The sequence below is a fragment of the Rhodovulum sp. HP10 genome (assembly GCF_047553435.1).
Classification (GTDB): Bacteria; Pseudomonadota; Alphaproteobacteria; order Rhodobacterales; family Rhodobacteraceae; genus Rhodovulum.
Window position 1 is genome coordinate 16,528 of sequence record NZ_CP180202.1, and the last position, 13,554, is coordinate 30,081.

At 67.6% G+C, this 13,554-nt stretch carries 10 protein-coding genes; 1 reads left to right on the forward strand and 9 read right to left on the reverse strand.

The genetic code is table 11. The features are described from left to right. Positions 1 to 80: 80 nt before the first annotated feature. The 6 genes from ACK8CO_RS19375 to ACK8CO_RS19400 all read right to left on the reverse strand — a co-directional run bounded on the left by ACK8CO_RS19375 (position 81) and on the right by ACK8CO_RS19400 (position 7,198). Positions 81 to 1,136: a polysaccharide pyruvyl transferase family protein gene (locus ACK8CO_RS19375; RefSeq protein WP_414899088.1), complete on the reverse strand. Its 1,056-nt coding sequence runs from the start codon at positions 1,134 to 1,136 to the stop codon at positions 81 to 83. A gap of 65 nt (positions 1,137 to 1,201) precedes the next feature. Beyond that, positions 1,202 to 2,365: a glycosyltransferase gene (locus ACK8CO_RS19380; RefSeq protein WP_414899089.1), complete on the reverse strand. Its 1,164-nt coding sequence runs from the start codon at positions 2,363 to 2,365 to the stop codon at positions 1,202 to 1,204. A gap of 7 nt (positions 2,366 to 2,372) precedes the next feature. Continuing rightward, entirely contained in the window at positions 2,373 to 3,824 is a 1,452-nt protein-coding gene (locus tag ACK8CO_RS19385) for a phosphomannomutase (protein ID WP_414899090.1), read from the reverse strand. 60 nt (positions 3,825 to 3,884) lie between these two features. Then, positions 3,885 to 5,183 (reverse strand): glycosyltransferase family 4 protein, encoded by a 1,299-nt coding sequence (locus tag ACK8CO_RS19390; protein ID WP_414899091.1) that lies wholly within the window; start codon positions 5,181 to 5,183, stop codon positions 3,885 to 3,887. A 52-nt stretch (positions 5,184 to 5,235) separates the two neighbouring features. Then, the gene (locus ACK8CO_RS19395) at positions 5,236 to 6,198 is read right to left on the reverse strand and encodes a sulfotransferase domain-containing protein (RefSeq protein ID WP_414899092.1); all 963 of its coding nucleotides are present in this window, start codon (positions 6,196 to 6,198) and stop codon (positions 5,236 to 5,238) included. 64 nt (positions 6,199 to 6,262) lie between these two features. Beyond that, on the reverse strand, positions 6,263 to 7,198 hold the full coding sequence (locus tag ACK8CO_RS19400) for a glycosyltransferase family 2 protein (protein ID WP_414899093.1): 936 nt from the start codon (positions 7,196 to 7,198) through the stop codon (positions 6,263 to 6,265). A 222-nt stretch (positions 7,199 to 7,420) separates the two neighbouring features. Here ACK8CO_RS19400 and ACK8CO_RS19405 point away from each other — a divergent pair, with 222 nt between their 5' ends. Continuing rightward, positions 7,421 to 9,355, forward strand: a complete 1,935-nt coding sequence (locus ACK8CO_RS19405) for an acyltransferase family protein (RefSeq protein ID WP_414899094.1) — start codon at positions 7,421 to 7,423, stop codon at positions 9,353 to 9,355. A gap of 38 nt (positions 9,356 to 9,393) precedes the next feature. Here the strand turns inward: ACK8CO_RS19405 and ACK8CO_RS19410 are convergent, their stop codons facing one another. From ACK8CO_RS19410 to ACK8CO_RS19420, 3 genes are all read right to left on the reverse strand, one after another. Then, the gene (locus ACK8CO_RS19410; RefSeq protein WP_414899095.1) at positions 9,394 to 10,518 is read right to left on the reverse strand and encodes a glycosyltransferase; all 1,125 of its coding nucleotides are present in this window, start codon (positions 10,516 to 10,518) and stop codon (positions 9,394 to 9,396) included. Between the two features lie 308 nt (positions 10,519 to 10,826). After that, entirely contained in the window at positions 10,827 to 11,807 is a 981-nt protein-coding gene (locus ACK8CO_RS19415; protein WP_414899096.1) for a ParB/RepB/Spo0J family partition protein, read from the reverse strand. Positions 11,808 to 11,848: 41 nt separating this feature from the next. Beyond that, entirely contained in the window at positions 11,849 to 13,231 is a 1,383-nt protein-coding gene (locus ACK8CO_RS19420) for an AAA family ATPase (protein WP_414899097.1), read from the reverse strand. Between the last annotated feature and the right edge of the window lie 323 nt (positions 13,232 to 13,554).

The window sequence follows — 13,554 nt, forward strand, 5'->3', positions numbered from 1 at the left end:
ATTCCTCTGCAGGATCAAGGCCCCGCCTCCGTATTCCGGGCTGAGATCCTTGCACCAGCAAAGGCCGGACAGGGCACGCCTCAACCGGCCATATAGACCGCTTCCAGCTTTTCGCGCTGCGCCGCGGCAATCGAGGCAATGCGGTCCTCGACCAGGAAATCCTCGGGCCGCTCCAGGACATCCGCGGCTTTGGAAAGAAGCTCTCCGGCCTCGACGGGCAAGTCGATCAGAAGATGATCCGTCTTGCCCAAAGGCGCCATGAAATCCCGGCTCTTGGGTTGATACGCGATCATGAGGGCCGGAACCCCGGCGATCATCGCCAGCCCGGCCGCGTGCAGCTTCAGACCGATGAAGGCCCGCAGGTTTCTGACCGAGTGCATGAAACCGTAGGGATCGACATAATGCCGCTCGATGCTGAAGCCCGCCTCGGGAAGCGCCGCGCGCTCGATGACACGCCGGGTCGCCGCCATATCGGTGTCGACCACGACATAAAACACCAGCCTGTGCCGTGACTGCAGATGCCGGACAAGGGCGATGCAGGCCTCCTCATAGGCCGCCTGATCGCCGAGGCAATTCCCGACATTCAACCCGATGGCGTCGCGCCTCGCGCCATGATCCCGGAGCGGAATATCCGGGCGATGCAGCAGAAAGGCGAAATCTCCGAAGATGTCGGCCTGCACGCCCATATGCCGACAGAGCGCCACCGATTGCGGCCCGCGCAGATGAACCTCCTGCGACCGCTCGAGAACCGCGCGCCAGCGCCGGAAAGCCTCGGATTCGCCGGCGATCTGCGCATCGGTAAAGGCCATGCCGGTTCCGAAAAAGGAAACCCGGGCCCCCTGTCGGGACCGCATCTCGACATAATCCAGCCATCCCGTCCGGCCGCCATGTATCAGCGTCCCGCCCCCGACCAGAAGGTCGCGGTGACGGCGATCGCGGATCAGCCGGTTCAGGAGCGGCCGGTTCGGATAGCTCTGCCAGGGCGTGCATCTCGTGCGGGGAAGGCTGTCCAGAGCCGCGACCAGCATCGCCTCATCGCCCAGATTTCCCGGGCCGAACATGCCGAAGATCTCGATATCCTTGCGCGGGTTCGCAAGGAAATTCAGCAGATCCGCAGCCTTACCTGTCTTGCCCATGCGCGTCTCCCTGCGCTGTATGTCCCGTTGCGATCCCGACCGGGGCCAGAGGCGCACCCCGCCCCCTATGCCAGACGCCTCAGATGCCCGATGCGACGCCCGAATTCCTGCTCGAAGGCATGGCCGCCGGCGAAAGCCCGCGCGGCATCGCAGCAGGCCGCCAGCCGGGGACGGTCGGAGGCCGCCTCGGCAAGGGCGTCGGACAGGGCCTCGACCCGGCCCAGCGGCACGGCCCATCCAGCCTCCGATGCCCGGCACAGCGCCGTCCACATGCGGTTCGCATATCCCACCACGGCCAGGCCGCATCCCATGCTTTCGAGATAGGTGCAGGACGGGTCCGACTGCCGGTGGCAGCTCAGATAGAGATCGGCATGCTGCCGGGCGAAAGGCACCAGCTCGGTCTCGAAATCGACAGCACCATTGAGCCGGACCCGGCCGTTCAGCCCCTGCGCGGCAATATCGCGGCGAAGCTCGGCCTCGAGGCTGCCGCTGCCGAAGATATCGAGCTCGAAATCGATGCCCCGGGCAACCAGCCCTGCAGCGACGGGAATGAGGTCCTGCGATCCCTTCATCCGCTCCAGCCGCCCCGAATGGACCAGCCTCAGCGGCGCCCCCCCGCATATCCGGCGGCGCCGGGCCGCCATCTCGTCTCGGCTCGCCAGCAGATCCGAGCCCATCCGGTTGTCGAGATACATGATGGCATTCGCATTCACCCCGGCATAGGCATCGAAGGCGGGATAGCCATTGGCCTGAAGCCCATCGGCCAGCCCGAAGGCCCGGCGGCGCCGGATTTCCTGCCCGACATTCCAGATCAGCGAGCGGATCTTCCCCGGCAGGCTTCGGGACCGGTCGAGAAAGAGGATCTGACGTCTGGTTTCCGGGATATATTCGATGATGAAGGCCAGCTTCTGTCCGCTGCGACGGCAGAGCCCGGCCAGATGCAGATAGTCGTGATTGTCCCCGCTGCACAGCACGACATCCTGCCCCGCCACATCCTCGGCGCCGGGTCTCCGGCCGGAAGGCAGGAAGCGGATGCCGAATGGCAGCTCTCCGGGCTCGTAGACGCGCCCGAACGGAAAGCTCTCGGCCCGGACCCGCAGCAGGCAGCTGACCGGACCGTCCCAGAGATCGGCGTAAAAGCGCATGCCCTCGACGAATTTCCGATCGAGAAACGGCTTGCCGTCCAGCAGCGCGGCCGGCGCCGAAGAGATCACCAGAAGGCTGGGCATATCATCCTCACTCCTGCACGCCGCGCTCTGCCAGCGCCGCCGCCACCCGCCCGAGCCCCAGCTTCAGCACCGCCGCAGCCCGCTCGGGGCTGTCGGCCTCGGCATAGACGCGGAATTCGGGGGCGTTGCCCGAGGGGCGCAGATGCAGGATCTCGCCGCGCTCGAAGCTGACGCGCAGCCCGTCGGTGCGGTCGCAGCCCGCCTCGCGGCCCAGCGGCGCGAAGAAGGCGGCCCGGGCCTCGGCCGAGCCGTCGAGCCGGGCCAGCAGCGCCGCTGACGCCTCGGGGGCCACCTGTTGCAACCGGTCGGCCGCGGTGTGCCGCGCGGGCAGCGCCGCGACCAGCCCCGCGACCCCGCCCGCCGCATCACCCGCCGCACCACTCGCCGCACGGGCCGCCGTCAGGACGGCCACCAGCGGCAGCATCGCATCCCGCGTCATCAGAGGGGCAAGCGGCCCGGCCGGGCCCCGGGCGGCAAAGCCCAGAAGAAAGCCGCCATTGGCCTCGAAGCCCACCACCCGGGCGCCCGGATCGGCGGCGAGGATCTCTTCCATCGCCGCGATCACGAAGGGCGAGCCGATCCGGGTCAGCCGCACCGTCTCGAATTCGGGCAGGCGCGTCACCAGGCTGTTCGACGAGACCGGGGTGCAGACCGCCTTTGCCCCCAGCGCCCTGGCGGTGAGCGCGCCCAGGATGTCGCCCGGCACGATCCTGCCCGCAGCATCGGTCAGCATCGGGCGGTCGGCATCGCCATCGGTCGAGACCAGCGCATCGAGCCCCTGCCCCGCGCACCACTCTGCCAGCATCGTCCGGGTTCCGGCATCGACGGCCTCGGTATCGACCGGCACGAAACTGTCCGAAGCGGCCAGCGGCACCGGCTCGGCCCCGAGCGCACCGAGGATCCCGACCATGGTCTCGCGCGCGACCGAGGAATGCTGATAGACCCCGACCCGGAGCCCTGCCAGCGCGCGCCCCCCGAAGGCCTGAACATAGCGCGCGACATAGGCCGCCCCGGCCTCCGGCGCGGCGGTCCGGCGGCCCTGCCCCGCCCCCTGTTCTGTCGCGGAAACGGAGCCGGGCCGGTTCAGCGCCGCCCCGATGGCCGCCTCATCCGCCTTCGAGATCTCGCCCGAGGGCAGGTAAAATTTCAGCCCGTTGCGGTCGGCCGGGATATGGCTGCCGGTGACCATGATCGCGGCCGCCCCCTGCCCCATCGCCGCCAGCGCCAGCGCCGGGGTCGGCAGCGCGCCGCACTCGACCGCCTCGCCCCCGGCGGCACGGATCGCGGCGATCACGTCTTCGGCGATCCGGGGCGATGAGGCACGCAGATCGCGTCCGACAAGGACCCGGGGCCCCGCAGGACAGGCCGCGAGAAAGGCCCGGACATAGGCGCCCACCAGATCGGGGGTCAGCTCGCTGACGAGCCCCCGCAGGCCGCTGGTTCCGAATTTCGGTGCCATCTCTTCCTTCCCTCCCAGCCCCCTTCCCCTGCCCCGTCCGCAGCAAGACGGCGCTGCGGATCATCCGTAGGGCTGCAGCCCCCCGAGCCCCCGGCCATCCTGCAAGGCGGCGTAGATCCCTGCGGTATGCCCGGCCTTGGCTGCCCAGGTGTAATCTGCCACGGCATGGGCCTCGGCCCGGTGCGCCATTTCGGCATGGACCTCAGGCGTCGCAAGACAGGCCTCCATCGCGGCACGATAGTCCCGCACCAGCCCCTCCAGCGGCTGCAGCGCAACCCGCACGCCCCGCCCCCCGGCGGCAAGATGACCGGGCGCGCCGTAATCGGTGACAAGGCAGACCATGCCCGAGGCCATGGCCTCGATCACGACGCCCGCCCCCAGCTCGCGGATCGAGGGGAAGACGAAGACATCCGACTGCCGCATCGCCTGGGCCACCTCGGCCTGGCTCCGGCGGCCCTCGAAGATCACCCGCTCCCCGGCGCCGGCCTCGGCCACCATCGCCTCGAGCCGCGGCCGCTCGGGCCCCTCGCCCAGGACATGAAGCACATGCGGCTTCAGCCGCTCGGAGCCGATGAAGGCCCGTACCGCCACCTCGGGCACCTTGTAGGGCACGAGCCGGCCTGCAAAGAGAAAATGCCGTTGCCCCTCGCCTGCCAGAACCGGACGCCGCCCCCGGCTGTGGAACATCTCGGGATCGAACCCGATCTCGGGGAAATTCACGATCCGGTCCGAAAGTTGCCGCGGCAGATCGGCGATCGTATGCGGGAAGGCCGCGAGGATCGCCGCCGCCCCGGTGAAGGTCGAGCGCGCGAAGGGCAGGAAACGGTAAAGATCGCGCAGCCCCCGCAGGCGCTCGCGCTCGCGCTTCTGCTCGCCGCGAAAGGCCGCGGGCCAGTCGAGATTGCCGTTCAGCGGGCCAAGCACGAAGGGTTGCCGGATCCGGCCCGCGATATAGGAGGGCTGGGTCGGCGACATCGGCGTGATGCGATGAACGATGTCGAAATGCCCTGCGTCGAAATCCGCCCGGAACCGGCGCAGGGCCTGCCATTCGAAGGCGATATAGGGTGGATAGGCCATGATCTGGTTGGTCGACCAGGCGACCTCGCTGCCGCCGCGCAAAAGCCGGGCCAGCCGGTACATCCGGGCCGCGATCCATTCATTGTCGATATAGACCACGGGGCAGCCCATATCCCCGGCCGCCTCGATATTCTCGCGGTTGCGGATATGGGTCGCCAGCGTCACATCGGCGACCCGGGCCAGCGCCCGGGCATATTTGTAGCCGACGACCGGCAGCGACGGCCATTCAGGATTGCAGCTTTCCGCGAGGACCAGAACGCGCGGCCTGTCTGTTGTCGTCACGATCGCTCTCTCCGGATGAAAGGCCCAACGGGGGCCGCAAGGCACGCTTCGTTCAGCATAGCCGCCCCGCCTGCCAGGAGGCCAGAGACAGCCCGGTCAGCTCTTCCAGCCGGGGGATCTGGGGATGGAAACGCGCGGCCAGCAGCTGGCGCGTCGCGGGCTCCATCGGCGGCGGCTCATGCGCCCTGCCCGCCCCCGCCGACAGCACCCGCCGGCGCAGCGCCGCCCGCAGCGGGTCGGGCAGAAGCCGCCGCAACGCCCAGAGCGGCCCGACCCGGCCGCGCAGCCGCTGCGCCCCGGCCGCCGCCTCCAGTTGATCGAAATGCGTGCGCGAAACGTTCCGCGCCGCAGCCCCGCCGCCGAAGGCCGCCTCGGGCAGCGGATCGAGCCCGAGAAACCCGGTGATCCGGCGCAGCGTGGCGCGCGGGTCGTTGCGGAAGGCCTCGAAGCTCAGGAACAGGAAGCGCTCGCGCGGGAATTGCGCCAGATAGGTCTCGATCTGCAAGAGGTAGTCGCTGCCCGCGAGGCAAAGCTCGGGCGTGTCGGGGAAATGCGCGTTGAAGGGCGCCAGCGCCTTCTCGCGGGGCGCTGCCAGGGCATGGCGCTCGGGCAGCACGAAGTCTTCGAAGGAGCGATGCACGGCATAATCGCGGGTGCCGTTCTGGTAGTTCTTCACCAGCTGGACATAGAAGGAATAAGCCCGCGCCACCGGCTCGCGCAGGACATAGATGAACTGCGCCTCCGGCACATGGCGGGCGATCCGGGCGGCAGTGTCGGGGAAAAGCGGCGCATGCGAATAAAGCGTCGAGGCCTCGCCCACGCGCTGGCCCGGCCGCGCCCCGGAAAACAGTGCCGAATACGTCTCTATTCCGGCGGAATAAAGGTCGTCGCGCGCGAAGAACTCGGGCTCTTTCGGGGTCGGCATGAAGACATCGGGATGCTGTTCGAGCAGCGCGAAGATGCTGGTCGTCCCGGCCTTGGCCGCGCCGATGATGAAGAAATCGGGAAGCGTCATGCCTGATCTTCCCGTCCGGCAGAGGCGCCCCGGAACGGCCGCAGAGGCAGAGCACTGGCCATGGCTAGACCGCCCGGTCCGGGTCGAAGATCGCCGCACGCCCGGCCTCGATCTCGGCCACGGCCCGGGCCCGCCCGATCCGAAGCGCCCGGCGCTGATAGGACCGGATGAAGGCCACGAGATCCGCATCGGGATGCCGAGCCGCGCCGCCGAGCCAGGCCCCGAGATAGCCCTGCATCATCGCCAGCCCGCCCAGCAGGTAAGGCGGCTCGAGCCCGCGAAAGACGCAGGTCGCCGCGAAGTAAAGCGGGTCCGAGCCCATGTAATACTGCCCGAAGCCGTGCCGCCGGCGCCCGGTATAGATCGAGCTCTGGGACGACCCCATCGGCCGCAGATGTTCGAAATTCAGGTCGGGATGGTCCCAGCTGACCGCGATCCAGCCCAACTGGCGCGCCTTGTGGCAGTCGATCGCATCCCACATCACCGCGCGCACGAAACCGCCGATCTGGCGGAAACAGGCGCTGCGGTAGAACTTGGTCATGCCCACCGACATCTCGTCGCCGCGCCGCTCGGATACCAGCGTGCCGCCGCGCCGGATATAGGGCTTGCCCGAACAGGTGCCGATCCGGGGCTCGGCTTCCATCCGCTCGATCAGGGTCTCGAAATAGCGCGGCGGCAGATCGAGATCGAGATCGAGCTTGCACAGATAGGGAAAGGCGCCCGGTTCGACCCGGTCGAGCCCGGCATAGAAGGCCTCGATCACCCCCGGCCCCACCGCCCGCTGGCCGCGATCGGGCCTGGCCACGATCTCGATCCAGGGATGGGCCCGGGCATAATCGGCCAGGATCCGGGGCGTCTCGTCGGTCGAGCCGTCATCGACGATCACCCATTTCGCGGGCCGCAGGCTCTGGGCCAGCACGCTGTCGAGCGTCCGGCGCATATGGGCCGCCTCGTCCCGGCAAGGTGATATCAAAACATAGGCGCGGGACGGATCGGACATCGGACCATGTGACAATCGAAAAACTGCAATCTGTATAGCCGGAGCGGACGGAAACTCAAAACGCAGACGCCCTGCATTGCCCGCTTTTTTCAAGCCCCCCGCAGTTGTGTCGAAAGCCCCCCTCGGCTATCTCTCGGCCGAGAGCCGGACCGAAACCGACTGTCTTGCGGGCTTCCGCCGACCGGCGCAGGCAGGGCCCGTGTTGTGCTGTACGGATCCGGCATGAGCCTGCGTTACCGCCCCGAGATCGACGGCCTGCGAACCGTCGCCGTCCTGTCGGTGCTGATCTATCATGCCGAGTTCTCCCTCAGCGGCCATCCGGTGCTGAAGGGCGGGTTCCTCTGGGTGGACGTCTTTTTCGTGATCTCGGGTTTCCTGATCACCTCGCTCATCCTGACCGAATGGGACCGGACCGGCCGGTTCTCGATCCTGAATTTCTACGAACGCCGGGCGCGGCGGATCCTGCCTGCGCTGTTAACGGTGATGTTCGCCTCGATCCCCGCGGCCTGGGCGATCCTCTACCCACGCCAGATGATCGACTTCGTCTGGTCTCTGGCCGCCTCGCTTGGCTTCATATCGAACTATTTCTGGTACGACCTTCTGGCCTCCTACGCGGCCGCCGCCGACGCGCTTCACCCGTTCCTGCACACCTGGTCGCTGGCGGTCGAAGAGCAGTTCTACATCTTCTTCCCGCTTCTGGTAGCGGCCGTTCTGGCGCGCTCGGGTCGGCTGCTGCTGCCGATCCTGGCCGCGCTGGCGGCGGGAGGACTGGTGCTGGCCGAGATCCTTACCCGGCTGGACTGGTCTCTGTCCTTCTACGGGCTGCAGAGCCGGGTCTGGGAACTTGCGACGGGCGCCCTGACCGCCTTTGTGATGCGTCACGCTCCGGATCGTGGGTCCCGGCCGCAGCGCGACGCCTGGCTTGCCGGGGCCGGGCTCGCGCTGATCCTGTTGCCGATGGCAGCGCTGCCAGTGAATTGGCACCATCCGGGCATCGGCACCCTGCCCGCCGTGCTGGGCACCGCCCTGGTGCTGCGGCATGCCGGCGGCGGCGATCCGGTCACCCGGCTTCTGGCCAGCCCGCCCTTCGTGGCGATCGGGCTCATCTCCTATTCTCTCTATCTCTGGCATCAGCCGATCTTCGCCTTCGCCCGGCATCTCGAGCTCGATCCTCCGGCCTGGCAGAAGCTCTGCTGGATCGGGCTGGCGATGGCGCTGGCCCGGGCCAGCTATCTATGGGTTGAAACCCCGTTCCGCGACCGCCGCCGGACCCGGCTTCGCCCCCTTGTGGCCAGTCTCTCGGGCAGTACCTTCCTGGTTCTGGCCTTCGTCGGGGCGCTGCTGGCCACCGACGGGCTGAAAGCCCGCCTGCCCGGCCTGATCGCGCTTTACGGCAAGAACGAGTTCGACAACGAGGCCCTGCGCGACCGGTCCTGGACGGTTCTTGACGCGCTGGCCGCGGCCTCGGGCGAAGCCGGGTCCGAGGCCAGTTCCCCCTCTCCTTTCGAGGCCCGGCGCCTCTGGTTCGCACAAGGCACGCCCGGCCCGCGCGTGCTGATCCTGGGCGATTCCCACGCCAAGGATCTGTTCAACGCGCTGGCGCTCAATCCCGATCTCTTTGCCGGGATCGGGCTGGCGCGGTTCGGCATGCATGCCCGCTTGCCCCAAGGTCAGATCGAGACCCTTTTCGCCGCGCCGAACCTGGCCGCGGCCGACATCGTGCTGCTGAGCTTTCGCTATTCAGACCGGCACCTGGACCGGCTGTCACAGCTGATCGAACGGCTGAAGGCCGCCGACAAAACCGTCGTGCTGGCCACGAGCAGCGCCGAATACGAACTGATCGACGGGATGCCGGTCTTCGACTGGTACCTGCGCAGCAGCCGGGCCGCCTTCGATCCCGAGGCTCTCGGCCGACTGGCCTGGAGCCGCCGCGCCTCACACATTGCCGCGATCAACGACCGGATCGCCGCCATCGGTCGGGCCGAAGGCGTTGCCGTGATCGACAAGATAGCGCCGATCTGCGATGCAGCGCCCCAAAGCTGTGCCGCGATCACCGATGACGGCTACAAGACCTTTTTCGATTACGGGCACTTCACTCTGGAGGGTGCGGCCTATCTCGGCCGCCGACTGCATGCGCTCGGGGATCTGCCCTTCTGACGAAAGGGCCTCGCAGGACATCCCGTCGTCCCGGCCGGTCAGTCCCGGACATAGCGCTTGCGGAACACGATGTAGCGGTTGCCGAGGAAGTTGAAGATCATCCCCGCAGCGATCCCGATCAGCGCCGAGACCTGCAGCCCGTAGGGCCCGGTCAGGACCTTGTGGCTGAGCCCCAGCGCCACCGCGTAATTGACCGTCAGCCCGACCAGCGAAGCCCCGACGAAGCCCAGGAACTGCCGACCTGCATGGCGCCCGCGCGCATAGCTGAAGGTGAAACGGCGGTTCAGCAGGAAATTGGTCACGAGGCTCACCCCGATCCCGCCCGCCAGACAGATCCAGGGCGCAAGGCCGACCAGCTGCAGCCCCGACAGCACCGCGAGATTCACCACCGCGCCGGTCGCGCCCACCACCAGGAATTGCAGCAGATACATCGCATTGGCAAAGCGGAAGAGGTAAAGCCGCCGCAGGTGCTGGATGTATTTCAGCTGCTCCTTCAGGGTCAGCTTGCTTTCCCCGAAGCGGCGGTCGGAAAACGCGATCGGCACTTCGCCGACATTCTCCATGCCGCATTTCACGATCAGCTCCAGCGCGATCTTGTAGCCGACCGGGTTCAGCCCCCGCGCGGCATCGAAATCGGCCTTGCGCAGCGCGAAGAACCCCGACATCGGGTCGCGCACCTTGGTCAGCGGACGCGCCAGCAAGGTTGCCACCACGCTGTTCAGCCAGCGGAAGAGCCCCCAGTCGTCATCGGTCGAGCCCCCCGGCACATAGCGCGACCCGATCGCGAATTGCTGGCCCGAGGCGAGCCCCAGGATCATCTGCGGGATCGCCTCGACCGGATGGCTCAGATCGCAATCCATGCAGACCAGCACCGGATGGCGGGCGGCGCGGAACCCCTCGATCACCGCCCGGCTCAGCCCGCGATCGCGGGTGCGCACGACGATCCGCGCCCAGTCGAAACCGCTTTCGGCCACCGCCTCGACGCTGCCGTCGCGGCTGTCGTCATCCATGAACAGAACTTCCAGCCTCAGGTCGTAATCCCGCCGCAGCCGGTCGAGCTCGGCCAGAAGATGCGGGATGTTCTCGGCTTCGCGATAGGTCGGGACAATCACGCTGATCCCGGTATTGATCCTGATCCGGGCCAGGTCCTCGCCTGCGCTCATCGCTCCCCCCGACATATGGCGGCGCTGCACCTCGCTTTCGCAGGACAGCCCCCGATCCCCGCCCGAGTTTGAACCGCCCTGCCCTTTTGCGTCAATTGTCCAGACCGCGCACCGATTTTCGCATGCGAAAATCCGGGGTGCATGGCGCCGTCCGCCTGCCTGTCGGCAGATCTCGGCAAGAGGGCGCGCGCGCCTGTGCCCGAGATCCTCGCCGGGCCCGAAAAGAGGAGAGAAAAGCGGCCGGTTATGCTCTGCGGGCCGCCTTGAAGGCCGCTCAGTCAGCACGGCCCGGCCTCCGGGCACAGGCCTTAGCCGAGCGGGTCGCGCCCGGCGAGGAAGGCTTCCAGCGCCCCGGCAAGCTCGGGCCCGACAGCCGGCCCCGACAGCACGAGCCGCCCCTTGCGCGCCTCGAGACGGATCCCAGGCGCGACCTCGCGGCCACGCGGAGCCGAGGCAGCAGGGGCCTTGCGCAGCGCCCGCTCGATCAGGCGGCGTTCGGCCTCGGCATCGGCGGGCGGGGTCTTCGTCAGCGCGGCACTCAGCCGGTCGGCCAGCTTCGGATCGGCCTTCAGCCCGGCCACGATCGCCAGCCCCAGCTTTTCGGGGATCGCGGTCGGAAACCGCAGCGCAGGCCCCAGCGCCCGGTGCAGCGCCACGAAGGACAGGATCTTCGAGCGCCGGGCGGGCGGCGCATTGCCGAACAGCCCCTTCACCGCCGCCGCCTGATCGGGAAACAGCCCCATCCGCACCGCCTCTGCAACCAGACGGCCGCGCTCGTAGAAGGACAGATCGGTCCGGATCTCGTTTTCCTCGACCATCGCCTGATAGGCCTCGGCCGCACCTTCGGGGCTGCGCAGAAGGCACAGGATCTGTCCGAACCGCGCCTCGCCGGTCTCGGCGGCCAGCTCGCTCAGCGCGGCCAGCCGCCGGGCGCCGGAGATCAGCCCGAACCGGCCCTGGCCCAGATCGGTCACCTCGATCGGGGTCTGCTGCCCGCGCGCGGCAAGGCTCGCCTTCAGCGCCGCCATGTCCTCGGCATCGTAATGCATCCGGTCGCGCAAGAGATGCCCGGCCTCGATCGCCTCAAGCGGCAGCGACATGACCATCCGCCCCTCGCGCCGGGCGGCAGCGACCTCGTCGGCCAACTGTTCGAGCGCGGCCTGACTGGCGGTCGCGGCGGCGATTTCGGCCACTGGCGGGCGGGCGATGGCGGGGATCGGTCCCGGCCGGGCGGCGGGTCCGTCTTCGGCGGGACCGGTGATCGGAGAGAGGCGTTTGCGTCGGGCCATGCGGGGTCTTCCTTCAGCGAAAATACGGGCAGGGCCGGGGCTTATTCGGCCGCGGCGATCCTGGCGGTCTCCTCGCGGCGCCAGATCCCGTAAAGCAGCATCTTGAACGCGGCATAGGTGGCATCGAAAGTGGCGCGTCCGCGGGCATAGGTCTCGCGGTTGAAATCGCGGTAATCGGCCTCGTAGATGCCGTTCACCTGCTCTCCGGCCTGGCCGATCAGCGCGGTGAAATCCTGCCGGTGGGGCGACAGCACCTGCCCCATATAGGCCTGGATCAGCCCGGCCATCTCGGCCTGCTGCCCGGCATCGTAACGGGTCATCACCGCCCGGACCGCATCCCATTCGAAATGCAGCTCTTCGCGCCCCAGCGCCCGGGCGGCAACATTCTCGCCCTCCTCGATCGAGGCGAAGGTCGCATGCAGCATGTCGAAGAAGCGCCCGGTCGAATCGAATTCGAGAAAGGAGGCGCCGAAGGGCACCAGCAGGATATCGGCCGCCGCCAGCCCGTTGATCGTCAGATAGCCGAGCGCGGGCGGGGTATCGAGAAACACCAGGTCATAGGCATCAAGCACGCCATCTTCGGCCAGCACATCGGTCAGCGCATCCCAGAGCCGCCAGCCCCGCGACTGCATCCGCCAGACCGGGATCTGGAACTCGGACCAGTAGAGGTTCAGCTGCGCCCCGATCAGGTCGATATTGGGCCAGTGGGTCTTGCGGATCAGATCGGGCGCTTTCAGCTTCAGCGCCTCGGTCAGGGTATCGTCGAAGGGCAGGGGAGGCTCGCCCCGGTCCAGCCTGCGCTGGTTGTCGGCGCGCAGCGTGGTCGCGTAATGCCGGGCCAGCAGCGGGAAGACGGTCTGCCATTCATCCTCGACCTGGCCGCCGAAGATCGAGGTCATCGAGCCCTGGCTGTCGAGATCGATCACCAGCACCCGGTAACCGTCGAGCGCGGCCGACATTGCCAGATGCGCGCAGGTCGAGGTCTTGCCGACGCCGCCCTTGAAATTCGCGACCGCGACGATCTTGGCCGGCAGGTCCTTCGGCCGGTAGGGCAGGTAGTTCTTGGCCTTCGAGCCTTCCGCGCCGAAATGGGCCCGCAGCCGGAGTACCTCATCGAGGGTGAACCATTTCGCCCCGCCCGCGCTTTCGCTCAGCCCCTGGGGCAGGTCGGGATTCTGGCGCAGCACACGGCGGAAATGGGCAGGCGCCACCGGGATCAGGTAGCGGGTGATCTCCCAGGTCGAGAACAGCCGCAATTTCCGTTCGCCGGTTTCATCGAGCCCGCGCGAGGCCAGATCCTCGCGGCCTCTCCGGCAGGCCTCGGCCACGGCCGCGAAACCGGGTGTGTCTGCCGGCGGGCCCAGAAGCTCTGCCGCCCGGTCCGGAGAGATGTTCAGATAAGGGGGAATGTCGTCTCTGCTCATGGCTGCCCCGCCCGATATGCCGCTTTTTTGTCAATGTACGCCAAAAGGCGTCACATGTAACCCGAAATATGACATTCCCGGTGGAACAGGCTGTTTTCAAGGCAGAGTCCCCAAGGCGTCCTATCCCTAGCAGCCCCCGGACAGCGGTGCCCGGATTTTTTCTCGTTAGATAATCCGTTAGTATAGGTTACGGGATCGTCTCTCTTTCACAAGCAATTGGGATTGAAGGAAATTCTTCCTTCTTTCGGGCAGGGCCCGACTCTGAACCCCCGAAAGACCGACTCTGAACCCCCGTCATGGCGATTCCGAAGCCACGATCTGGT

Coding starts and splice junctions, on each gene's coding strand:
- ACK8CO_RS19375 (WP_414899088.1), bottom strand. CDS start 1,136: ATGGGCAAGACAGGTAAGGCTGCGGATCTGCTGAATTTCCTTGCGAAC.
- ACK8CO_RS19380 (WP_414899089.1), bottom strand. CDS start 2,365: ATGCCCAGCCTTCTGGTGATCTCTTCGGCGCCGGCCGCGCTGCTGGAC.
- ACK8CO_RS19385 (WP_414899090.1), bottom strand. CDS start 3,824: ATGGCACCGAAATTCGGAACCAGCGGCCTGCGGGGGCTCGTCAGCGAG.
- ACK8CO_RS19395 (WP_414899092.1), bottom strand. CDS start 6,198: ATGACGCTTCCCGATTTCTTCATCATCGGCGCGGCCAAGGCCGGGACG.
- ACK8CO_RS19400 (WP_414899093.1), bottom strand. CDS start 7,198: ATGTCCGATCCGTCCCGCGCCTATGTTTTGATATCACCTTGCCGGGAC.
- ACK8CO_RS19405 (WP_414899094.1), top strand. CDS start 7,421: ATGAGCCTGCGTTACCGCCCCGAGATCGACGGCCTGCGAACCGTCGCC.
- ACK8CO_RS19410 (WP_414899095.1), bottom strand. CDS start 10,518: ATGAGCGCAGGCGAGGACCTGGCCCGGATCAGGATCAATACCGGGATC.
- ACK8CO_RS19415 (WP_414899096.1), bottom strand. CDS start 11,807: ATGGCCCGACGCAAACGCCTCTCTCCGATCACCGGTCCCGCCGAAGAC.
- ACK8CO_RS19420 (WP_414899097.1), bottom strand. CDS start 13,231: ATGAGCAGAGACGACATTCCCCCTTATCTGAACATCTCTCCGGACCGG.